This window comes from Algiphilus sp., from assembly GCF_965216485.1.
Taxonomy (GTDB): Bacteria; Pseudomonadota; Gammaproteobacteria; order Nevskiales; family Nevskiaceae; genus Algiphilus.
Map to the genome: position 1 here is coordinate 1412418 of NZ_OZ244162.1, position 23497 is coordinate 1435914.

At 62.1% G+C, this 23497-nt stretch carries 18 protein-coding genes; 14 read left to right on the top strand and 4 right to left on the bottom strand.

Features of this window, described 5'->3' with window-relative positions; genetic code table 11:
* The first annotated feature begins 104 nt into the window (after positions 1 to 104).
* Positions 105 to 1559 carry a DUF1302 family protein gene (locus ACOOFO_RS06570; RefSeq protein ID WP_420429155.1) on the top strand — a complete coding sequence of 485 codons (1455 nt, stop codon included), beginning with the start codon at positions 105 to 107 and terminating at the stop codon, positions 1557 to 1559.
* 66 nt (positions 1560 to 1625) lie between these two features.
* Here the strand turns inward: ACOOFO_RS06570 and ACOOFO_RS06575 are convergent, their stop codons facing one another.
* Complete coding sequence (locus tag ACOOFO_RS06575) at positions 1626 to 2651, bottom strand: LacI family DNA-binding transcriptional regulator (protein ID WP_420429157.1); 1026 nt, start codon at positions 2649 to 2651, stop codon at positions 1626 to 1628.
* A gap of 172 nt (positions 2652 to 2823) precedes the next feature.
* Between ACOOFO_RS06575 and xylB the strand changes: the two genes are divergently transcribed.
* From xylB to ACOOFO_RS06595, 4 genes are all read left to right on the top strand, one after another.
* Positions 2824 to 4320 carry a xylulokinase gene (gene xylB, locus ACOOFO_RS06580; protein ID WP_420429159.1) on the top strand — a complete coding sequence of 499 codons (1497 nt, stop codon included), beginning with the start codon at positions 2824 to 2826 and terminating at the stop codon, positions 4318 to 4320.
* A 14-nt stretch (positions 4321 to 4334) separates the two neighbouring features.
* Positions 4335 to 5693, top strand: a complete 1359-nt coding sequence (gene xylA / locus ACOOFO_RS06585) for a xylose isomerase (RefSeq protein ID WP_420429668.1) — start codon at positions 4335 to 4337, stop codon at positions 5691 to 5693.
* 271 nt (positions 5694 to 5964) lie between these two features.
* On the top strand, positions 5965 to 8277 hold the full coding sequence (locus tag ACOOFO_RS06590) for a TonB-dependent receptor (protein WP_420429670.1): 2313 nt from the start codon (positions 5965 to 5967) through the stop codon (positions 8275 to 8277).
* A 45-nt stretch (positions 8278 to 8322) separates the two neighbouring features.
* Positions 8323 to 10875, top strand: coding sequence for a TIM-barrel domain-containing protein (locus ACOOFO_RS06595; RefSeq protein WP_420429161.1), 2553 nt, complete (start codon positions 8323 to 8325; stop codon positions 10873 to 10875).
* Between the two features lie 63 nt (positions 10876 to 10938).
* Here the strand turns inward: ACOOFO_RS06595 and ACOOFO_RS06600 are convergent, their stop codons facing one another.
* A complete protein-coding gene (locus tag ACOOFO_RS06600) occupies positions 10939 to 11730 on the bottom strand; it encodes a YtfJ family protein (RefSeq protein ID WP_420429163.1) in 792 nt (263 codons plus the stop codon).
* A gap of 270 nt (positions 11731 to 12000) precedes the next feature.
* On the opposite strand from ACOOFO_RS06600, the gene ACOOFO_RS06605 reads away from it, so the two are divergent.
* The 9 genes from ACOOFO_RS06605 (at position 12001) to ACOOFO_RS06645 (ending at position 20393) form a co-directional block, all read left to right on the top strand.
* Positions 12001 to 13455 carry a MotA/TolQ/ExbB proton channel family protein gene (locus ACOOFO_RS06605; RefSeq protein WP_420429165.1) on the top strand — a complete coding sequence of 485 codons (1455 nt, stop codon included), beginning with the start codon at positions 12001 to 12003 and terminating at the stop codon, positions 13453 to 13455.
* Between the two features lie 9 nt (positions 13456 to 13464).
* A complete protein-coding gene (locus ACOOFO_RS06610) occupies positions 13465 to 13878 on the top strand; it encodes an ExbD/TolR family protein (protein ID WP_420429167.1) in 414 nt (137 codons plus the stop codon).
* A gap of 56 nt (positions 13879 to 13934) precedes the next feature.
* Positions 13935 to 14753 (top strand): DUF3450 domain-containing protein, encoded by an 819-nt coding sequence (locus ACOOFO_RS06615; RefSeq protein WP_420429169.1) that lies wholly within the window; start codon positions 13935 to 13937, stop codon positions 14751 to 14753.
* Positions 14750 to 16111 carry a MotA/TolQ/ExbB proton channel family protein gene (locus ACOOFO_RS06620; RefSeq protein ID WP_420429171.1) on the top strand — a complete coding sequence of 454 codons (1362 nt, stop codon included), beginning with the start codon at positions 14750 to 14752 and terminating at the stop codon, positions 16109 to 16111. The genes ACOOFO_RS06615 and ACOOFO_RS06620 overlap by 4 nt, the downstream gene beginning before the upstream one ends.
* Before the next feature lie 3 nt (positions 16112 to 16114).
* Positions 16115 to 16675, top strand: a complete 561-nt coding sequence (locus ACOOFO_RS06625) for a MotA/TolQ/ExbB proton channel family protein (RefSeq protein ID WP_420429173.1) — start codon at positions 16115 to 16117, stop codon at positions 16673 to 16675.
* Positions 16672 to 17079, top strand: a complete 408-nt coding sequence (locus ACOOFO_RS06630; RefSeq protein ID WP_420429175.1) for an ExbD/TolR family protein — start codon at positions 16672 to 16674, stop codon at positions 17077 to 17079. The genes ACOOFO_RS06625 and ACOOFO_RS06630 overlap by 4 nt, the downstream gene beginning before the upstream one ends.
* A gap of 8 nt (positions 17080 to 17087) precedes the next feature.
* On the top strand, positions 17088 to 17741 hold the full coding sequence (locus ACOOFO_RS06635) for an energy transducer TonB (RefSeq protein WP_420429177.1): 654 nt from the start codon (positions 17088 to 17090) through the stop codon (positions 17739 to 17741).
* Positions 17742 to 17856: 115 nt separating this feature from the next.
* Complete coding sequence (locus tag ACOOFO_RS06640) at positions 17857 to 19026, top strand: tetratricopeptide repeat protein (protein ID WP_420429179.1); 1170 nt, start codon at positions 17857 to 17859, stop codon at positions 19024 to 19026.
* A 317-nt stretch (positions 19027 to 19343) separates the two neighbouring features.
* On the top strand, positions 19344 to 20393 hold the full coding sequence (locus ACOOFO_RS06645; protein WP_420429181.1) for an NAD-dependent epimerase/dehydratase family protein: 1050 nt from the start codon (positions 19344 to 19346) through the stop codon (positions 20391 to 20393).
* Positions 20394 to 20480: 87 nt separating this feature from the next.
* Here ACOOFO_RS06645 and ACOOFO_RS06650 read toward each other — a convergent pair whose 3' ends face one another.
* A complete protein-coding gene (locus ACOOFO_RS06650) occupies positions 20481 to 21479 on the bottom strand; it encodes a CobW family GTP-binding protein (RefSeq protein ID WP_420429183.1) in 999 nt (332 codons plus the stop codon).
* Positions 21476 to 23491, bottom strand: a complete 2016-nt coding sequence (locus ACOOFO_RS06655) for an acetoacetate--CoA ligase (protein ID WP_420429185.1) — start codon at positions 23489 to 23491, stop codon at positions 21476 to 21478. Before ACOOFO_RS06655 ends, ACOOFO_RS06650 begins: the two co-directional genes overlap by 4 nt.
* Positions 23492 to 23497 lie beyond the last annotated feature (6 nt).

Sequence of the window (23497 nt, forward strand, 5' to 3'; positions counted from 1 at the left end):
AGCGCGGTCGCGCGCGCGGACGGCGGGTTAGCGGTCACCGCAGCGCGTGGCTGACGCTGGCGTTGTGCCTGTCGTGGGGCCCGCTGGCCGGGGCCGACGACAGCATGGACGACCTCATGGGCGGCTTCGACGATATCGACGCCGTGGTCGACACCGTGCCGGTGGACCCCACACGCGCTGATACCTCGCCCGCAGAGCCCGGCATGTGGGAGGTGGGCGGCATGCTGTCTGCCTCGGCCAGCTACAACATCCAGGACCATCGCTCCACCACCGGCACCGACTACGGCGGCCTGTCCAAGCTGCAGCTGCGCGGGCTGCTCACCATCGACGGCCGCCTCGGCGCGGACTGGCGCAGTCATGTGGACATCAGCGCCTGGCAGGACCTGGCCTATGCCTACCGCGAAGCCGACTACACGCAGGACGTCATCGACGCCTACGAGAAGGAGCTGGAAATCCTCGACGGTTGGGTGGGCGGCCCGGTGAGCGCTTCCACCGACGTGAAGATCGGCCGCCAGGTGGCGGTCTGGGGCTTTGCCGACAACCTGCGCGTACTGGACATCCTCAATCCCTTGGACAACCTCGAACCCGGGCTGGCGGATATCGAGGACCTGCGCCGTCCCGTCGGCATGCTGCGGGTTGACCAGTACGCCGGGCCGTGGCGGCTGAGCGCCTACGCCACCCCGGAGCATCGCTTCTCACGCAATCCGCCCTTCGGTAGCGATTTCTACAGCCTGGTGGATTCGGAAGGCAACGCCGCCCGCTTCCGCAATGTGCGGCCTGACAACTTCGAAGACATTGATCTAGCCGCCTCCGCCATCGGGCGCTTTTCGGGCTGGGATCTGAGCCTGCACGCGGCGCGCTTCTGGGTGGACGAACCCTATCTGGATGCCAGCGCCTTCGACCGCAGCGACACCGGCGCCACCGAAGAGGACTTCCAACAGGCCGCAGTGCTGCGCCACAGCCGCAGCAATCTCTTCGGCTTTGGCGTGCAGCTCACCCAGGGTGGCTGGCTGCTCAAGCAGGAGGCCGCCGTTATCGACGACCTGCAACTCACGCGGACGACCCCGCTGGAGCAGCCGCTGCCGCTGCTCAATGCCCTGCCCATCGTGGGCGCGCTGATCCCTGACACCGACGGCCAGGCGCTGCCCGAGGATGCGCGCCCCGTACGCCGTTATGACGCCCTGCTCGGCGTGGAGTACTTCGGCCTGGCCGACACCACTTTCAGCCTGGAGCTGGCCGCGCGCCACATCGACGACTTCGGCCCGGATCTGGCCCGCTCCGGCTATCTGGAGTGGGCGAGCGAAAGTGCTGCGCGCGTCACCCGCGAATTCATGAACCAGCGTCTGCGGCTGAACCTTATCGGCGTGGTGTTCAATGCGGACGGCCAGTTCTGGCGGCGCTCGGGTGGTGGCATTTACCGCCTCGATGCCACCTATGAGCTCGCGCGCGGCGTGCAGGTTGCCGGCGGCGTGCTGCTTTATGACGGCGGACGGCAGCAGCCCTTCAACGTGGCCGAAGACAACGACCGGCTTTTTGGCGAGGTGCGCTGGCAGTTCTAGACGGCGAGGGCACCAGCCGGCGCGCGCACGCTCCAGCCTTGCGCTTTTTGTTCAGAACCCGGAGCGCTACGCGAGCGGCGGCGCGACGGACTGGCGAATCACCAGACGATGTCGCACACACTCGCGCGGGGCGCCCGCATCTTCCCCAGCTTCGATGAGACGACAGAGCCGATTCATGACGCGTTCGCCGATCTCCTCGGTGGGCTGACTGACGGTAGTAAGCGGTGGGTCCGCCACTTCGGCGTATCGGATGTCGTCAAAGCCGACGATCGATACATCGCCCGGTACGGTCAGGCCGAAGGCCTTGATTTCGTGCAGACAACCAATGGCCATTTCGTCATTGGCACAGAAGATGGCGGTTGGCCGCACCCGATGATTCAGCAGGCTTCGCGTGGCAGAGCGCGCGCCTGCAATGGTCAGATCGCCGTTGAGCACCCACTCGCTCTCGACGCGCAAGCCTGCATTGCGCATGGCCGTGCCATATCCGAGTTCGCGATCCTTCGTCAGCAGGCTCGATTCCTGGCCACTGATCATCGCGATGCGTGTATGCCCCTGCGAGATCAAATAGTTCGTCGCATCCGCCGCGGCCGCGACGTTGTCGATCTGCACGCTCGGCAAGGCATCCAGCTCCGGGGCGATGGTTTCACAACCAATGACGATGGGGAGCAGTCGTCTGTTCCGGGCCGAGAGAATCTCGGTGCCGAAGGGCGACATGCTGGCAAGAAGGATCACACCATCGGTCTGGTTGGACACGAGCATCGCGCCCACCTCATCCGCGTTCATGGTGTTGTGCTGCGTCTCTTCAATCACCAGCGAATAGCTCCAGGTCTTGGCCGCTGTCCGGATGCCGCGAATCACCCCCGTAAAAAAGGGATCGCCCACCGAAGGCAATACCACCATGACCAGATTGGTTCGCCCCCGGCGAAAGTTCTGGGCCAGCCTGTTGGGGGAGTATGCGGTCTGCCGGATGGCTTCCTGCACCTTGTGCAGCGTGCTCTCCGAGACCTTTTCAGGCTGGTTGATGCTGCGCGACACCGTGGCAATGGATACCCCCGCGATACGCGCCACATCTTTGATGGAGTGATCTGTCATGTCTCTAAGGTCTATGCCCAGGGGGCCTGTGCGCGGTCATGCCCGTTCGAACGCGAGGGGTGATCGATATGCGAAGCCTGCTATTTGACCACACGACGGATGCGCGCCATTTGCCTCCAAGGTGGTTTTGCTGTAAACGTTTACACATTCAGTCTCGGTCCTTCGGAAGAGGATGGCAACGGTTCTTGGAATCGATCTGGGCACACAGAGCATCAAAGTCATCATCTATGACTTTGATGCTGGCGCCGTTCTGGCTGCCGCCAACGCCCCGCTTGATCTTGAACAGGGCGCAGGCGGCGTCGCCGAACAGCAGGCGCAGTGGTGGGTGCGCGCGCTCGGGCAGGCACTGCAGCAGATCGACAAGCCACTGCGAGGGCGTGTACAGGCCGTGGGCGTTTCCGGGCAGCAACACGGCTTTGTGCCGCTGGACCGCTCGGGTCAGGTGCTCGCGGGCGTCAAGCTGTGGTGCGACACCTCCACCAGCGCGCAATGCGAGAGGATCATGGACGCGGTCGGGGGCCTCGATGCGTGTATCGCCGCAACCGGAAACCCCGTCCTGCCGGGATACACGGCCTCGAAGATCCGGTGGTTCCGGGAAGCGCACCCGGAGCGCTATGCGCGGATGCGCTGGATCCTGTTGCCGCACGACTACCTCAACTTCTACCTCACCGGTGAAGTCTGCATGGAGGCCGGTGATGCGTCTGGGACGGGGTGCCTCGACATCCGCACCCGACGTTGGTCGGAAGCGATCCTGGCGGCTATTGATCCGGACAGGGACCTGGCTCCGTGCCTGCCTGAGGTACGAAGCCAGAACCAGCCGATCGGGGTCTTGCGACCGGTCGTCGCGCAAGCGTTGTCGCTGCCAGCGGGCATTCCCGTCTCCATCGGCGGCGGCGACAACATGATGAGTGCCCTAGGCACCGGCAATGTAGTTCCCGGTGTCGTGACGGTGAGTCTTGGCAGCTCGGGAACTATCTACGCCTACTCGGACGTTCCGGTGGTGGACCCGAAGGGCGCGATCGCGGCGTTCTGCGCTTCAACAGGCGGGTGGTTGCCACTGCTTTGCACGATGAACTGCACGACCAGCACGGAGCTGATGCGTACCCTCGTCAATGCGGATATCGATGCCTTCGAACAGCACATCAGCACGGCGCCCGAAGGGGCAGGCGGCGTGATCACGGTGCCCTTCTTCAACGGAGAACGCACACCTAATCTGCCGAACGGCAAAGCGATGATCGTCGGGCTCGATAGTCGGAACGCAACACCGGCGCACCTGCTGCGATCCGCGGTCGAGGGGGCGACCTTCGCGCTGCGTTCCGGCTTCCAGGAACTCCGCAAGCTTGGCCTGTCGGCAGATGAACTGGTGTTGACGGGGGGCGGCGCGAACAGCGGTACTTGGCGGCAGATCCTCGCAGACGTCTTCGATACGCCGGTCACCGTGTACTGCCAGAACGAGGGCGCCGCCTTCGGCGCGGCGCTGCAGGCTGTGGCCATGCTCGAAGGGGAGGGGGCGGACCTCCAGCGGCTGACACGCGCGCATCTCACGCGTGACGAGGGCCGCTGCTGTGTGCCCACACCTTCTGCCGTCGAGCGATACGAATCTTCCTTTCAGGCCTATCAGCAAGCGGTCGAGCAGGTCATCGGCCTGTACGGCACGAATCCATCATGAGCGAGAGCATCAATATGCGGAGAACGGTATTCATCGGGGACACCGAGTACTTTCCGGGCGTGGGGCAGATTCAGTACGAAGGGCCCGAGTCCGACAACCCGCTTGCCTTCAAGGCGTATGAGCCTGAGCGCCAGGTCGCGGGCAAGTCGATGGAAGAACACCTGCGCTTTGCCGTCTGCTATTGGCACAACTTCTGTGGCAACGGTGCGGATACCTTCGGCCCAGGTACTCGGCAATACCCCTGGATGCGTCAGACCGACCCCGCGGCGGCCGCGGCGGACCGCATGGATGCAGCATTTGAATTCTTCACCAAGCTCAATGTGCCTTTCTGGTGTTTTCACGATGTTGATATTGCCTGGGAAGGGCAGAGCGTCATCGACTGCGAGAAAAACCTTCAAAGCATGGTCGATGCCGCGGGCGTCCGACAGAAAGAGACCGGGATGCGGTTGTTGTGGGGAACGGCGAACTTGTTCTCCCACCCGCGCTATATGAATGGCGCCGCCACCAACCCGGATTTCCGCGTGTTGACCTTTGCCGCCTCACAGGTCAAGGCGGCGATCGATGCCACAGTCGCGCTCGGTGGCGAGAACTATGTCTTCTGGGGCGGGCGGGAAGGCTATGCCTATCTGCAGAACACGGATACCAAGCGCGAGTTGGAGCATCTCGCCATGTTCCTTCGCAAGGCACGGGATTACGGCCGCTCAGTGGGTTTTGAAGGCACCTTCCTCATCGAGCCCAAGCCCATGGAACCGATGTACCACCAGTATGACTTCGATGCCCAGACCGTCATCGGCTTCCTGCGCGAACACGGCCTTGATTCGGATTTCAAGCTGAACCTGGAGGCCAACCACGCAACATTGGCGGGCCACGCCTTTGCACATGATTTGCAGATGGCGGCAAATGCGAAGCTGTTGGGGTCCATCGATGCCAACCGCGGTAATCCGCAGAACGGCTGGGATACCGATCAGTTTCCCACCGATCTGTACGACGCGGTCCAGGCCATGCTGGTGGTCCAGGAAGCGGGTGGCCTCGGCACCGGTGGCCTGAATTTCGACGCGAAGCTGCGCCGCGAATCGACCGATCTTGAAGACCTTTTCATCGCGCATATCGGCGGTATGGATTGCTTCGCGCGGGGATTGCTGATTGCCGACCAGCTCATGCGCGACGCGCGCTACATCGCTCTGAAGTCAGAACGCTACGCAAGCTTTGACGATGGCGATGGCCAGCGTTTCGAGCAGGGGGAATTGAACCTTTCTGCGCTTCGGGATCTCGCTGCCCAGAGCAGCGAACCACAACGCATCAGTGGCAAACAGGAAGGCTTTGAGAATCTGATGAACGACTACATCGTCGGGGGCGGTCGTCGGTGGCAATAAGGGCGGTGCGAGAGCACTGATCCCGGTAGCTGTGCGGTGAGGAGACAACATGAAAATGATCTTCCAATGGCTCTTGCTGATGGCGCTTGGCATCTGCGGCATGGGCGCTTGGGCACAGGGCGATGCGCAATGGCTCGACGACCTCTTCGATGACGCATTGTTCGAAGGGCAGTCTTCCAGCGCGACTTCCAGCGGAGACAACGAGAGCGAACAGCAAGACGATCAGGGGGAGGGTGATCGCGCAGGTAAGGGCGACGTCGCAGACGTCGACATGATCCCGGTGCATTCGGAGGCGGAAGACGAGGCGGTTCCGAGGGCGCGTCCGCAGGGTGCGCAGATCGAGGAAATCATCGTCACGGTTTCCAAGCGCGCTGAATCACTGCAGGACGTCAGCAATGCGGTCTCGGCATTCAGCGGTCGCATGATGACGGAGAACAATATTCAAGACTTCGCTGCGCTTGCGGATTTCACGCCGGGCCTCGTCACCCGTAACGAAGAATCGCTCACCATTCGCGGCGTCGGTAAAACGCGTGACGGTGCCTCACCCGTGGCGTTCCATGTCAATGGCTTCATCATCGAAGGACGCACGGAGCCCTTCTACGATTTGGCGGCAGTGGAAGTGCTGCGCGGCCCCTCCGGTACGGTGTATGGCCGAAACGCTACAGCTGGCGCCGTCAATGTGAAGTGGCAGCCACCAACTCCGGAACGGGCGTACGGGGGCGATATCCGCGTCGGTTCCTTTCAGGAACGCGAGTTCCGCGGCTTTGCCAATGTGCCTTTATTGGGCGAGGGTAATCGCGGGTTGAACGCGCGCGTCGCCGCGATCAAGTCGGAGCGCCAGGGCTACTTCGACAATCTGTTGTCGCGCGGCGCGGATGAGCCCAATTCGCAGGACAACGCTTTTGCGCGCATCTTCCTCACCAGCGAGCCGACGGACAACCTGCGCATGGGGTTGCGCTTGATCGACAGCCGCAGTCGTCCGCAGGTGACGGTGGCGAGCGCATCGGAGCAGACCCGGGATAGCGGCATCCTCCAGGATTTCGGCGCCATGCCGCTGCCGGATGATCTGCTGCAGGTGCGCTCGGTCATGCATCGCAACTTCCGCTCACCATTCCGGGATGTGCGGCGGATGGTGGGGGAGACAACCTTCCAGATGAACGATCTGCCGTTCCTCGGCAATGTCGATCTCGACATCATGGCGGGACGCCAGGAGGAAGATGAACTCCTGCTACTCGATCTGGACGGGACCGAGGAACCCATTGTCGAGACGGTTACGGACAAGGAACGGACCGGGCGCAACATCGAAATGCGTCTGACCTCGCAGAACAGCGGCCCCTTCGAGTGGCTGGTGGGCGCGTTCTGGTATCACTTCACATCCTTTGGCGATATCAACGTCGACGCACGGACCCGTCAGGATGTCGGCACGGTGCTCGGCTTTCTTTCGCCGCAACTGGCGCCGCTCGGGGACGCCCTATCGTTTGGTCCGACGAGCCGCATCTTCGATACGGATGTCAGTTTCATCAACGAACTCCGCGAGGATCGTTCCAGGGCCCTTTTCTTCAACTTCTCAACCGATCTCGGTCAGCTTTTCGACTGGCCGCATATCGAAGTATTTGGCGGAGCGCGGCAGAACCTGGATGCTCTGCATCTCAAGACCGATCGCGAAACCATCTTCATCACGGATTTCCAGACGGGCATCCCGGTTCCGTTCCCGGTCGAGGATTCGAGCACTGATATCCGCGGCGATTTCGAATCCACAACCGGCGAGTTTGGCGGCAAGTGGTTTCATGGCGGTGGCGGCTTCCTGGAGGAAGGCATGCTCTATGCCAAGTATGCGCGCGGCTATAAGCCCGGCACGGTGCAGCTGCTCGCGGGAGAGGATCTCAATACCGTCGACCCTGAAATCCTGAACATGGTCGAAATGGGCTGGAAAGCCAGTTTTCTGCGGCGGGCACTCACTCTGAACCTGACGGCTTTCGCCTACGACTACAAAGACCTGCAGGTCGGCAAGATCATTATCAGTGGGCGCAAACTGGAGAACGCGGGCGCTGCGACCATCAACGGCCTGGAACTGGAAATGCAGTTCACCCCCAGCCATGACATTTACACCCAGCTGTCGGTCTCATTGCTGAATGCGCGGTTCGAGGAATTCTGCGGCAAGGATGAAGAGCTGGAAGACCAAGCCGTACAACCCGGTTGTACGGAAGAGGAACCGCACAACTTCAAGGGAGCGCCGCTCAGTGACGCACCGGATCTGTCGGTGAGCGGCATGTTCCGCTACAGCTGGGGGATGGGGGACTGGGGGAAGTTGGTCCCCGTGCTGTCAGTGAGCTATGTCGGCGACTACCAGCGCCGCCCTTACGGTAACCCCATTGATCAGGTCGACGCACACACGAAGACAGACATCCGGCTCGCCTGGGAGAGCTTGAATGGCACCTACCGGCTCGAGGGTTTTCTGGAGAATCTGGAGGATCACGATGAGATCTTCGCGGATCATTTCTCCTTGCCCGACCCCGGTGCCTATTCGCTCCTGTCGGTTGCCCCCGGGCGAACGATTGGCCTTCGCTTCCAGGCGCAATTCTGAGAACGCGAGGTAAGGCAGTGCACGCACGACAAAGATGGGAGAGGCATGAGGAACGGTAGAGGGGAGATTGCCGAGGCGGAATACGCCAAGGCCTTTTGCCCGGACGTGAAGCGTTCGGGCTGGTTGTTGGTCAAGCATGCGCTGAGGCATCCCATCCTGTATCTGCGCACGTTCAGGAAGCATCCCAATCTGGAAAACCACTTTGATGAGGGTGCCCCCAAGGTCTCCTTCGGACGGACCGATCACCCGCTGGATGACATCGGTCCGATGCAGGGTGCCTTCACGGCACTCCCAAAGCTGCTCATGCGTTCGGCGCAGTCGGTATTGCGTGTCGAGTTCGTGCGTCGGGAGGGCAATACATTTCTGTTTCGGGCCGATGCCTTCAATATTTTCAAACTCATCAGCCCGGAGCACTTCTACAAGCACGTCTATGAGAAGGACGGCAAGGCCCCGTGCGCCGTTCTCCATCTGCGCATTGATATCGAGCGATCGGATGTCTGCCGTGTGCGATTGCAGCACGGCGCTGAATTCGATGCGGCACGCACACCCATGGTGGCGCACGACATCCGCGACCCGGAGTGCCAGGTTGCGTATGAGGAACACGCCGACCGCTACCAACTCCAGACGGACACGCTGAAGCTGGATGTCTACAAGGATGATTTTCGGATCGAGCTGTTTGACGCAGCGGGCAATAAGCTGACCAGCAGTGGGGGCAAGACCGACAACCACTTCGGGATCGCCTTCGATACCTACCCGATGGGCTTCGTTCGCGACAGGCGTCACGCGCACTGGTACGGCGTCAATGCCTTTGACCTCTCCCACGATGAGGCCATCTATGGACTGGGCGAGCATTTCGGTCCGATCAACAAGGTGGGCGAAACCGTGCGGCTCTGGATCACCGAGGGCGTGGGCAATGCCACGGGCCGCGTGTACAAGACCGTGCCCTTCTACGTGAGTACCCGTGGCTATGGCGTGTTCTTCAACCACACGCATCCCATGACCTTCTGGGTGGGCTCCAAGGAGAAGTCCAAGGTTCAGGTCGCGGTCGAGGAGCAGAAGCTCGATTACTACCTGTTCAGTGGCAATATCGAAGAAGTCCTCGCGCGCTACACCAGCCTGACCGGTCGCGCCCCGGTGCCCCCCAAGTTCTCCTTCGGTACCTGGATATCGCGCATGTCCTATACCTCGCAGGAGGAGGTGCTCGGCGTCGCCCGGACCCTGCGGGAAAAGCAGTTCCCGGCGGATGTCATCAACCTGGATGTGAGCTGGTTCAAGAACGACTGGGAGTGTGACTGGCAGTTCGATACCACGCGCTTTCCTGCCCCGGTGGAGATGTGCCAATCGCTCCACGCCGATGGCTTTCGGCTGTCTTTGTGGCAACAGCCCTACGTGTTGAAAGGCACAACGCTATGGAAGGAAGCCAAGGAGCAGAAACTGCTTGCAACCTGTAGCGTCCCCTTTACCTTCTGCGGCCAGTTCGAAGCAGCGCCCATCGATTTCACCAAGCCCGAAGCGACCGCCTGGTACAAGGACAGGCTCATCAGGCCGCTGCTGGAAGCGGGGGTCGACGTGATCAAGACGGATTTCGGAGAGGGTATTCAGCCACCCATGCGCTTTGCGGAAGGCGATGGCCATGCACTCCATAACGTCTACCCCTTGCTGTACAACCAGGCCGCTTTTGAAGTCACGCAGGAGGTACACGGCGAGGACCATGCGATGGTCTGGGGGCGCAGTGCCTACGCTGGTTCGCAGCGCTACCCCGTCCAGTGGAGCGGCGACAACGCATCCACCTTCGGCGCCATGCAAGCATCGTTGCGGGGTGGATTGAGTTACGGGCTTTCCGGCTTCACCTTCTGGAGCCAGGACACGGGCGGCTTCGTGGGAGAACCCACCGACGAACTCATGATTCGTTGGACGCAGCTGTCGATATTCCAGTCGCACATCCGGTATCACGGGTGTTTCCCCTTTCGTGAGCCCTGGCAGTTTTCCGACGACGCCCAAGGCATCCTTCGCGAATATCTGAACCTTCGCTACCAGCTGATCCCGTATCTCTTTAGCGAGGCCATCGACAGCGCGGCGGCTGGACTTCCGCTGCTTCGGCCGCTCGTGGTCGCATTTCAGGCGGATCGCACCGTGCATGCCATCGACGACCAGTTCATGTGTGGTCGGAGCATTCTGGTTGCGCCCGTCATGCGCGAGGAGCGCAAGCGGCACCACTATCTGCCCGCCGGGCTCTGGTATGACTGGTTCAGCAAGGCGGCCACGCAGGGCGGACAGTGGATCACCACGGATTGCCCCTTGGCGCGTATTCCGGTCTGGCTCAGGGGGGGATCGGTCATTCCCCTTGGTCCGGTGGTGCAAAGCACCCGCGAACTGCCGGATGACACCCCGCTGGACTGGCTCGTCTTCCTTGACCATGACGATCAGGCGCGGGCGACGTTCCACCCGAGCAGGAAGGCCTCGTGCACCGTTTCTGCGGTCCGTACCGGCGACACTGTGGTGGTCCGTCTGGATGCGCAATGCCGCATCCAGCGCGTGCGCGTATTCGGGGCGGGCGGTGAGGTGCCCGCCGACAAGGTGGTGATCCAGCACGGCTAACGCCCAGTCGGCCCGCGCGGCACCGTGGTCCGCCTTCAACGCGTGGTGGGCGGGCCAGATGCCTCAGCGCGCGCTGGTGGGCGCTGCTAGCAGGTCCAGAATCCGGTCAACATCGGCACGATCCAGCGCGCCCTCGCGGAAGAACACCACGCGGTTGTCCTCATCGAGCAGAAAGATGGCACTGCTGCCTTCCTGTAGGCCCCAGAACGACTGGCCTTTGCCCCGGTCTGCAATCATCGGGGCATCGGGATGCTTTTTCTTGTTCGACTTGATTGCACGCAACGCGAAGCGCGTGGCCCCAAAGGTCACGTCGTTGATATTGATGATGTTGTAGAGCTGGAATGCGCGCAGCGCCTCGGCTTTGTCCGGCGCCGTGATGTCATCAAGCGCCCAACGGTTAAGACGGTCGGCACTGGGGCGGGCGGCGAGATACTGCAGCAGTGTCCAACCGCCTTTCAGTGCATCACTGCACCAGGTGGTGAAGCGCAACGTGTCGTCGACGATGGTGGCCTCGCCTTCATCGTCAATCGTGATCGCGGGCAGAGGCTGGCCAACTTCAGGCCGTTGCTGCGCCGATGCCGCGCTGCACGCAAACAGAAGGGCAGTGAATAAAAACGTTTTCATTAGCCGTGAACATAGTCCTCTTGCGTCGGATCCGCAAGCCTCGCCGGCGCCCCGCAATCCAGGGGCATTGTGCGCAGATCCCGCTTCCCGCATACCTTCCGAGGCGTCGAAAGCGGCCTTCCGCTCGCTATGGCGCATCGTATCGGCACAGAAGACCCCATGCGGCGCGTACAACGTGGGCAGGTCATGGGATGGGTCGCGCAGTAGTGATATCCCAAGCGCCGCGCCCATGCATCATGATTGCGGTCACGCACGCGACCGGCATCATCCGGCGCCACGCTGGCCTATGCAGGGGCAATGGGCGTGCCCGGCAGTTGCGTAACGTCTGCATGCGCAGTATGTTGCGTGGGTAATGAAAACGTTTTTATTTGGTGCGTTTTCGCTTTCCGCCAGGAGGGGCGCGGACGGTTGAAGAAAGGAGACGGCGCTGGCCGCTGCGCGGCCCTGGTCCGAAATCGAAAGGCGCTGGCCGCTTTGGGCGGCCGCTCGGGCGTCTTGTCCATGCTCGCCCTTGCGCTTGCCATGGCGATGCCGCCTTCCTGGGCGCAAGCACGCGATAACCAGAGCGCGTCTCCACCGGAAACAGAACCGACTGCGACGACGGACTACGGCCTCGCATCCGTGTTGGAAGCCGTGCGGCAGGCGAATGCGCGCAGCAAGGAGGCCCTGGCTGCGCGTGAGGCGCGCTATCGCGAGAAGCTGCAGCAGGCCAATGCGCGCCTGGCGGCGGTGAAGCAACGCTTGACGGACACCGAAGCCGAGGGTGCGCGACTGGAAGCGCGGTTCGACAGTAATGAAAGGGCACTCGATGAGAAAACCGCATTGCTGGAAAACAAGATCGGCGCGCTGAAAGAACTTTTCGGTGTGTTTCAGCAGACCGCCTCGGATTTGATCGGTGCCTTTGTCGCCTCGCCGACCAGCGTGCACTACCCGGATCGCGATGTCTGGTTGGAGGCCTTTGCCAACCGCATGAAGAATGCCTCGGAGGTCACGTCCACCACCGATATCCAGACGCTGTGGTTCGAGTTGCTGCGCGAGATCCATGCGCGCGGGGAGATCGTCCGATGGAACGCCCCTGTGCACGCCAGCGACGGGCGCGTGCTCGAAAGCGAGGTGGTGCGCGTCGGCGGCTTCAACGTCATGACCGCGGAGCCGTCGCCGCAGTATCTGCAATGGGACCTCGGGGAGCAGCAGTTGGTCACCATGCCAAGGACACCCGATGCCGGTCACTTGGACGCGGTGGGCAATTACCTGGCCTCCACCGGCGGACTTCATGCCCTCAGCGTGGACCCGACCGGCGGGGTGCTGCTTGGGCTGCTGGCGCAGAAGCCCACGACGGGAGAGCGTGTCGACCAGGGTGGTGTGGTGGGCTACATGATCATCGCAATGGGTCTGGTGGCCTTCGTGCTGGCCGTCGGAAAATACATCGACATCGCGCGCATCAGCGCCCGGGTGGCCGAGCAGAAGCGCCGGATGGATGAGCCATGCGCGGACAACAGTCTTGGCCGGTTGCTACAGACCTATCGGGAGAGTGCGCACGTGGATGCTGAAAGTCTGCAGTTGCGTCTGCACGACTGCGTTGCCAAGGAATCCGACCGCATCCAGCGCTTTACGGTCTTCCTGGTGATGATCGCGTCGGTCGCCCCGCTCATGGGGCTGCTCGGTACGGTCGTGGGCATGATCAATACCTTCCAGGCCATCACGCTTTATGGAACAGGCGACCCGCAAACCATGGCGGGCGGCATCTCGCAAGCATTGATCACCACGGTCCTCGGCCTTGTGGTGGCGGTACCCGCTGTACTTCTCAATGCACTCGTGAATGCGCGGTCCGATCGTGTGATCACGCTGTTGCGTCAGCAGATGGCGCTCTTGCTGGGGGATCGCTTGGAAGCGGAAAGTCGAGACACGTCATCGCACGATGTTGACGTCAGTGATCACGCACCGGCGTACCGTTAGGAGAAGGCGATGAGTGACGCACTGCGCGAGAACCCAAAGGCGGAAGAAGACAACGCCATCGACCTGACGCCCATGCTGGACGTCGTGTTCATCATGCTGATCTTTTTCATTGTCACAGCGACCTTCGTGAAGGAAGCAGGCATCGAGGTCGAGCGCCCGTTAGCAACAACAGCAGAGCGCCAGGACCTCGCCAACATCCTGATCGCCATCACGCCAGACGATGACATCTGGATCGATGGCAAGCCGGTGGATGCGCGCGACCTGACGACCCGGATCAGCCGTCTACACGCGGAAAACCCCCAAGGGTCGGTCGTCATTCAGTCGGACCGGCGCGCTACGCACAAGGCACTGAAAACCGTTCTGGACGCGGTGCAAAAAGCTGGCGTGCCGCAAGTGGCCGTGGCCGCCGCGGACGATAGCTAAGCCCGTTCTTACAACACGCGATTGACCATCACAAAGAGGGTGGGGAGACAGATCTTATGAAGCACAAGCTGATTGCCATTTCCGTGCTGTGTGCGGTGCCCGCTAGCGCTGGTGCAGACAGCCTTCAGGACGTAGTTCGCGAAGGCGAGTCCTGGCTGAGCGCCCAGCAGGCGTCGCAGGAGCGGGTGGATGCACTCGCTGCGCAGACCGAGGACGCCGAGGCGGAATACCGCCGTCTGCTGCGGCAGATCGAAGGCTTGGAGGCCTACAACGCACAGGTCCGCAAGCAGGTGAAGGCGCAGGAAGTCGAGATTGCGCGGACCGAAGATTCCATCGCCAAAGCCACGGAGGTGGACCGTCAGCTCCTGCCGCTGTTGATCAGCATGGTCGATGCGTATGCAGATCTTGTCGCAGTCAGCATTCCGTATCTGCCCGACGAGCGTAGAGAACGAATCGCCTTCTTGCGGGACACGGTGGATCGCGCCGATGTCAGCGCCGCGGAGAAATTCCGGCAAGTCCTGGATGCCTATCTGGCAGAGCTGTCCTACGGCAACACCATCGAGGCCTACACCGATACGATCCGCACCGAAGATGGAGAGCGGGAAGTGAACGTGCTCCGCCTTGGGCGTATCGGCCTCTTTTACCAGACAGCAGATCGAGCGCACACGGGCCGCTGGAATCAGGAAGCTGGCCGCTGGGAGCCGTTGGGCTCGGAATTCCGTAACGGGATCTACCAGGCCATTCGCGTGGCCAACAAGCTCACGGCACCCAGTCTGCTGATCGTGCCACTGCCCGCACCGAAGCCCGCTGATGCGTCGAGTGCAAAGGCAGGATATGGCAGCGATCTGCTGAATGTGGCGGGAGACGCATCATGAGGTGGCTGATGACGCTGCTGGCCGCGCTCTTGAGCTTTCCGCTTTTCGCGCAGTCGGAAGCGGCGCTGCTGGAAAAGGTGCGTACGGGGCAGCTGGGGCCAGGCGTCGACCAAAGCCGTCAGCTGCAGGCATTCCGCAACGCACCGGACAGCGAGCGTGCGCAACTGCTCGAAGTGGCCCGTGCCCGGCGCGATCAACTACAGGCCGACAGCCGGCAGCTGGAAGAACGCTCGCGTGCCAACGACAAGATCTACGAAGAGAAAATCAATGCCTTGCGGGCGGCCATGGGGCCAAACGCAGCCATGTTCGGCACGCTTTTGAACCTGAGCGATGAGTTGATCGGGGTATTTCGCAACGCCTCCACAACGCTGCAGTATCCGGAAAGGGAAGCATGGCTGACGGCCTTCAAGGCGCGTATGGAAAAGGCGTCGGAGATCTTCAGCGTGGAAGAGCTGGAGCACCTCTGGTTTCTGATGCAGCAGGAGATCACCGCTGCGGGTCAGATCGTCTCGCTATCCACCGAAGTGCTTGGGGAGTCCGGGACCAGGGAAAACCGGGAGGTGGTGCGCATTGGCAAATTTGGCCTGATCAGTGCCGATCCGGAACCGGCCTATCTGAGCTGGGACCCAGCGATCCAGCGCGCGACGCGGCTTCAGCGTCAACCCGAAGGCGGCGCGCTTCGGTCGGTAGAGCAATATTTGTCAGACGATGGCGGCACGCGTGGCGTCGCCATCGACCCAACCGGTGGATCGCTCCTCAGCCGGCTCGTTGATGCCCCTTCCATCCGGGATCGGATCGAACAGGGTGGATTGATCGGTAAGTTGATCATCGTTCTGGGTCTTGTGGGCGTCGCCGTTGCGATCGCGAAGCTTGTGTCGATTGCGCTCGTGAGCGCGAAGGTCGCTGCCCAACAGCGCAACCTTCACCAGCCACGTGACGACAATCCCTTGGGTCGGATGATGCAGGTCTACGAGCGCAACCAGGCGGTCGACACCGAGACCCTGGAAATGCGCTTGGGCGAGGCCATTCTGGAAGAGCGCCCGAAGGTGGATCGGTATATCGGCTTCATCAAGGTCATCGCTGCGGTTGCCCCCTTGATGGGCCTGATGGGTACCGTCATCGGCATGATCGCCACCTTTCAGGCGATCACCCTGTTTGGTACCGGGGACCCCAAGACGATGGCAGGCGGCATCAGTCAGGCACTGGTCACAACCGTGCTCGGACTCACGGTCGCGATCCCGACCGTGTTGTTGCATGCGCTGGTCAGCGCCCGAGCGGCTTCGCTGGTGAACACGCTCAAGCATCAGACCGCAGGCCTGATCGCCGAGCGCATGGAATCACAAGCTGCCAGGAGCTAGGCAATGGAATCCCTGCAGTTTCTGCTCTCGGATATCGGCTTTCAGGTCAGCAACTTCATGCTGCTCGGCGGTGATGTCCTGCTTCTGATTGCCGTGGCCATCTTCGTCATGTGGGCCTGCATCTTCGAGCGCGCCGTGTTCTTTTATCTGCGCTTTCCGCGCACGTCCTCAGTGGTCCGCGCCATGTGGTCCGCCAGAAGTGATCACCATAGCTGGCGGGCGCACAAGATCCGTTCGGCATTGTTGAATGCGGTGCGAGAGCAGACGCGCGCCAACATCACCACGGTCAAGACGGTTGTCGCCATCTGTCCATTGCTCGGGCTGCTCGGCACTGTTACCGGAATGATCGCGGTATTCGACGTCATGGCGACCGCTGGCATGGGCAATCCGCGACTGATGGCAGACGGCGTTGCCAAAGCCACTGTCCCCACCATGGCGGGCATGGTCGGCGCCCTCTCGGGTGTGTTTGCCATCTATTGGCTGGAATGGCAGGCCAAGCGTCGCCTCGAAGATCTTGCGGATCACCTCCCGATTGCGCGTGATCCGCAGGGGGCCGGCGCATGAAGGACTTCCTGAGCGATGACGAAGGCGGGCAGGGGGATTCTCAGGTCGACCTGACGCCGATGCTGGACGTGGTCTTCATCATGCTGATCTTCTTCATCGTGACCGCGAGCTTTATCAAGGAGTCCGGTTTCGATGTGAATCGGCCGCCGCCCAGTCATGAGCCGCCCAACGAGGACATACAGAACATCCTGGTCAATATCTCGGACGAGGGGCGGCTGTTCATCAATCGTCGTCCGGTCGACGTCGCCGCATTGACGGCCAACATCAAACGGCTGCATGCGGAGAACCCGAAGCGCGCCGTTGTCATCCAGGCGGAAGATGATTCGGCCAACGAACACTTGATTACGGTGATGGACGCGGCGCGCAGGGCGGGTGTCTACAACGTATCGATTGCCTCGAATTAGGGCCCGGCATGTCTGTGACGACGATTCGGACGGCGGTGCGCGGCAACATCAAGGATCAGGCGATCAGCATCCTGATCGGCTTGGGCCTCGGTATCGTTGCGACCTTCCTGCTGTATTGGTTCATGTCGGTGCTGGTAGCTGCGGGGCAGAATGCTCTTACCGAGGCACCGCAGGGGCGCATCGTTGACTTTGTGCGCGTACCGGACCCGCCACAGCTCCGAACCCATCAGCCGAAGCCGGAAAAGCCCGACAAGCCCGAGGTCGCGCCGGAGACCCCGAAACTTCAGGTGGCGGTCTCCAGGCCACGGGCCGATAGCGTCAATCTCGGCGTCATGGATGTGGATACGGAGCTGGCGGTGGATACCAGCGCGGGGCTTTCAGCATCCGACGGGGAGTACTTGCCGATCGTCAAAGTCGCGCCGATCTATCCAAACCGGGCGCAATCGCGCGGCATCGAGGGCTGGGTATTGCTCCGGTTCACCGTCACAGCAACCGGCAGTGTTGTCGACCCTGAAGTCATCGATGCAGAACCGCCCGGCGTCTTCGATGATGCGGCGAAGAATGCGGTGGTGCGGTTCAAGTACAAGCCGCGCGTGATCAATGGTCAAGCACGAAGCGTGCAAGGCGTGGAGCACTTGATCACCTTCAAGGTGGATGACTGACATGCGCCCGATCCGACACGTCATCGCCACAGCCATTGCCTTCGTTTGTCTGACGGTCGGTGTGCCGCCTGCCATTGCCGACAACGATAAGGAGGCGCGGAAGCCGCCCACACGCGTGACCGAAAAGCTGTCGGCCCGCGTCTTTTCAGTCATCTCAGAGGCGCAGGCGGCCGTCGAAGCCGATGAACTCAAGAAAGCTGAGCGCTTGCTGAGCGACCTGCTCGATGGCGAGAAGGGGCTCAACGATTATGAGCGTGCGCAAACCCACAACTTCCGTGCGGCGGTGTACTACGAGCGGGGCGATATCGCGCGAGCCATCGCTGATTACATCGCGATCACGGAGCTGGAAAATCCACCGCAACAGATTCTCCACAACAGCTTCTTCCGGCTCGCGCAGCTCTATTTCATGGAAGAAGACTACGAGCAGTCAGTACAGACGCTCGATACCTGGATGGGCCTGCAAAGCGGGAGCATCCGGCCGGAAGCCCATATGCTGAAGGCGCAGGCCTACTACCAACAGGGACGCTTCGAAGCGGCCGAAGCCCCCATCCTTTCGGCCTTGCAAGAGGCGAAAGTCAGGAAGCAGCCGTTGCGGGAATCATGGCTCGCCTTGCTGCGGGCGGTGTACTACGAGCAGGAAAGGTATCCCGAAGCCGCGCGGGTATTGGGGGTGCTCGTCGAGCACTGGCCCAGCGCCAGCTACTACCGGCAATGGGCCGGTATGTTGGGTCTGATGGGACAGCAGACATCTCGGCTGCACGTGCTGCGTGCCGCGTACGTCAAGGGCATGCTGGAGAGCGAGTCCGACCTGCTCAACCTTGCACGGTTGTATATGTCGATGGACATCCCGTATCCCGCCATGGGCGTCCTGCAAGCGGGCATGGAAAGCGGTGCCATTGAAGAATCGGCGGCGAATCTGCAGCTGCTGGCGCAAGCGATGTCATTGGCCAGAGAGTCGGAGGCCCAGATTGCCGTGCTCGAACAGGCGGCGCAGCTGTCCGGCGAGGCGAAGCACTACATGTACCTCGGCCAGGCACACATCGCGCTTTATCACTGGAAAGCAGCGGCAGACGCCTTCAACAAGGCGCTTGCCATCGGCGGCCTGGACAATCCAGGCAGCGTACTCATGCAGATGGGTTCCGCGTACTTTCAGATGAAGGCCTATGGCCGGTCGCTACAGGCCTTTGAGCAGGCGGCGGAGTACGACACGTATCGGACGCAGGCGCTGCAATGGGTGGAGTTCGTACAGCGCGAGGTTGAAAGAGCACAGTTGATCGGATCTTGAAGCACTTTCTGCGCCGCCCACGCCCAGCATCAGATGTTCATGTGTGCCCGGACGGGCAAACAGGGGCAGCACTTACCAAGGATGTATCCACGGCTTGCAGGTCGTATTCCTGGGGCGCATGCCCCACATTGTCCGTATAGCGCGCTGAGGTGAGAATCCCGGCTGAGGAGATTCAGCATCGGTTTGCCCGCAGGTCGATGGTAGGGCTCTAGGAAACCGCTTCTTGGCTACCGGCGCTTCCATCTGATGCATCAGGGTGAATTCAGCCGTCGCCAAAGCCGCTACGGTTGAAGTTCTGATTTGGAGACAGGATTCACATGAAAGCGGCCATTACCGGAGCGTGCGGATACGTCGGACTCAATCTGGTTCGGACCTTGTTGGATGCCGGGCACGAGGTGCTGGCGCTGGATCGCGTGCATTCGCCGCATCTGGACAAGCGCGCCCGTTGGCAGGAGCTGGACATTTTTGATGCCGAAGGTCTCCGCCGCGCGCTCGACGGCATCGAAGTCGTCTTCCATCTCGTAGCCAAGATCACGCTGCTCAAGGAAGACGAGCCGACCTGGCACATCAATGTCGAGGGCGTGAAGGCCGTGGCGGACGGCGCGCTGGCCGCGGGCGTGCGCCGCGTGGTGCATGTCAGCTCCATTGCCTCCTTCGATATGTACCAGATCAACGGCAAGATGATCGACGAGACCGCGCCGCGGTCCATCGACGACGCACTGCCGGTCTACGCCCGCTCCAAGTACGCCGGCGAGCGCGAGTTGATGGAGCGTGCCAAGGACGGGCTGGAAGTCGTGGTGTGCTATCCCACCGGCATCTTCGGGCCGGAGGACTACGGCTGGCCGATGCCGCACCTCAACGGCAACATGATTGATGCCGCACGCGGCAAGTTGCCAGTAATGGTGGAAGGCGGCTTTGATCTGGTCGACGTGCGCGACCTGTCGCGCGGGCTGCTGCTGGCTGCCGAGAAGGGCCGTAACGGCGAAACCTACCTGCTGGGTGGCACCTACATCTCGATGATCGACGCCTGCCGGCTGTCGGCGAGCATGGTCGGCCGTCCGGGCCCGAAATTCATGCTGCCGATGAAGCTGCTCAAGGGCATCGCCGCCATCACCGCGCCGCTGGCACGCCGCACGGGCAAGGAGTCGGAGTTCCTGTCCGAAGTCGCGCTCGACACCATCGAGACCTCGCCGCGGGTGGATCATTCCAAAGCGGTACGCGAGCTGGGCTATCAGCCACGCCCCATCGAGGACACCATCCGCGACCTGCTCACGTTCAGCATCAATCACGGCCGCTTCATGCCCGAGAAGAAGGGCGCAAAGCAGGGCCCCATTCCGGTGCCGGAGCCGGATCAGCCGAAGGCCTGACGACGCCCTTGTTGAAACGGCCGGCCCCGCGTCGGCCCTTCGCGTGTACGGCCATCAAGACCGTACGGCCGCGGAGGCCTCAGGGCGCTACACGCAGCAGGCGTCCAGCATGCGCTCCACTTCCTGCTTGTCGAAGGTGGAGGCTGAGCCGATCAGTACCAGCTCGGTACGCGGGGTGACACCGCCCCAGGCGCCGGCGTCGATATAGGACGACTGTCCGCCGACCTTCTGAAAGAGGGTGGCGAGTGGGTAGTGCTGAAAATGGACAAAGCCCTTGGCGCGAAAGATCGTATGGCTCAACGCGGCGAGGGTCTCCACGAAGGCCGTGCGTCGGATCGGCCGTTCAGTGCTCCATACCATGCTGGCAAAGGGGTGCGCCCGTGAGGAGGCCGTCGGGACCGGTCGGAACTGGGACTGCCCCAAGCGCGATTCACCCAGTATGACTTCCGTCGCGACCGCCCCTTCCTCGGCTTCCACTATGGCGATGCCGGGTGCGAGTCGGTCGATCCATTCGCGTACCGCCGTCCTTTGCTCGGGGGCGGCCATCTCCACCCGGTTGATCACGGCCATGTAGGCGTTGCAGAGCTGACGCTCGAACAGCTCGCGATACTCCGCGTCGCGACTATCGAGCGCATGCAATGCGTCCACGACCGTGACCACGTTCTCCACATAGAGATCGCGACGTAGCTCTGCCTGGCCGAGCGAGCACAGGATATTGCCGGGGTCGGAGATGCCGCTGGTTTCGATCAGAAGCTGCTCCGGGCGCGGGCTCGTGTTCAGTACGGTCTCCACCCCGGCGATGAGATCGTCGCGGATCGAGCAGCAGATGCAGCCATCGGCCAGCTCCACCGTCTGGCCTTCGACCTTCACGATCAGCCGCGCATCGATATTGAGCGCCCCAAAGTCGTTGACCAGAACCGCAATGCGCTGGCCCTTGCTTTGCGCCAACAGGCTATTGAGCAAGGTCGTCTTGCCGGCCCCAAGGAAGCCGCAGACGAGCGTGGTCGGCACAGGAGGCAGCCGCTGCTGGCGGCCGACTTCGGTCAAACGCGCCAGCGGATTCCGCTGCAACGTGGAAGGGGTCATGACGAAGAGGCCGCCTTACGGGCGCCCGACGTCGCGGCAAAATCGATGAACCAGTCAAGGCTGTCCGGATTCATCATGGCGTCGCGGCTGGCCACTTTGTCCGCCGGCCAGCCCATCAGCAGTTTGCGTACGGGTACCTCCATCTTCTTGCCGGTGAGGGTGTAGGGGATCTTGGGCACGGCGTAGATCTGGTCGGGCACATGGCGCGGGCTGCAATCCGAGCGGAGCTTGGCGTTGATGGTGTCGATCAGCGCCGCGTCCAACTCCAGCTCCGGTCGCAGCTGCACGAACAGCGGCATGAAGAAGTTGCCGCCCTCGAGTTCGCAGCACACGGCGATGCTGTCGGCCACGGCGTCGATCTGCTCCACCGTGCGGTAAACCTCCGCTGCCCCGATGCGCACACCGAAGCGGTTGAGCGTGGAATCGCTTCGCCCGTAGATGTAGCAGCCGCCACGCGCGTTGATCTTGATGAAGTCGCCGTGTCGCCATACCCCAGGAAACTGCTCGAAGTAGGCCTCGCGGTAGCGCTGGCCATCGGTATCGCCCCAGAAGAAGATGGGCATGGACGGGAAGGGCTGCGTGCAGACCAGCTCGCCGACTTCGTCGATCAGCGGCTTGCCGTCGTCACTCCAGGACTGGATGTCCATGCCCAGGCAGCGGCACTGGATCTCCCCGGCGTACACCGGCAGCGTCGGCGAGGCGCCCACGAAGGCGCTGCCTACTTCGGTGCCGCCCGATTGGGAGGTCACCCACAAATCCTCCTTCACGTTGTCGTAGAACCACTGGAAGGTTTCCGGCGTGCTCGGCGCGCCTGCAACCAGCACCGCCTCCAGCGCGGACAGGTCGAACTGTTCGCGCGGGCGCAGACTGGCCTTCTCCATCATCTGAACGAAGGTGGGGCTGGCACCGAAATTGGTCGCCTTGGTGCGTGCTGCCAGCGACCACAGAAAATCCAACCCCGGATGCACCGGGCTGCCGTCGTACTGGACGATGGCGGCACCGCGCAGCAGCGACGACACCAGCAACTGATACATCGCCCAGCCCGTGGTGCTGTGGAAGAACATCACCTGCCCGGGCGCGAGGTTGAAGTGGAAGGCGCTGAGCTTGAGGTGCTCGATGAGCTGCCCTACATGGTTGTGCGTGATCGCCTTGGGCAGGCCGGTGGTGCCGGACGAAAACATCACCCAAAGCGGGTGCTGATCGCCGACGCGTTCGAAGGCAAAGGCTTCGCGAGACACGGCAGGGCCGGAGAGCGCGTCGGCCCAGGCGACGGCCTCCGGTACGGGTGGCGTCGTGCGCTCGGGATGCAGGTAGGGCAGCCAGATCATCTGCTTCAGCGTGGGCAGACCCGCGACAATCTGCCGCACTTCCTCGCTGCGGTCGTAGTCCTTCCCGCCAAAGCGGTAGCCGTCGGCCACGAAGATCAGGGTGGGCTCGATCTGCGACAGTCGGTCGATCACCGTACGGATGCCGAATTCCGGCGCCGTGGAGGACCAGACGGCCCCCACCGCGATGGAGGCGATCATGGCCACGGTGGTTTCCGGCACATTGGGCATGTAGGACACCACCCGGTCGCCCGGGCGTATGCCCATCGCGCGCAGACGCGTGGCAAGCATGCGGACCTGCTGCCCCAGTTCCTGCCAGCTCATCCGGTCCAGCGCGCGGTTCTCGGTCTGGTGGTAGATCGCGGTTTCGCCCTCGGCCGCGCTTGCCTCATAGCGAAGCAGGTGCTCGGCGTAGTTCACGCGCGCGCCGGTGAACCAGCGCGTACCGAGCATGGTGTCGCCCTCGCGCACTGGCGTGGGGCTGCCATCGGCCTGCACGTCGAAGTAATCCCACAGCGCCGCCCAGAATCCATCGGCATCGTCGACCGACCACTGCCGTAGCGCCTCATAGTCGTCGAACGCCATCCCGCGTGTCTCGCGAAGCCAGTCCATGAACTGCGTCAATTGCGCGCGCGCGGCGTACTCGGGCCGGGGGGACCAGAGCCATTGCCCTTCTGTCACTGCCATCGTGTT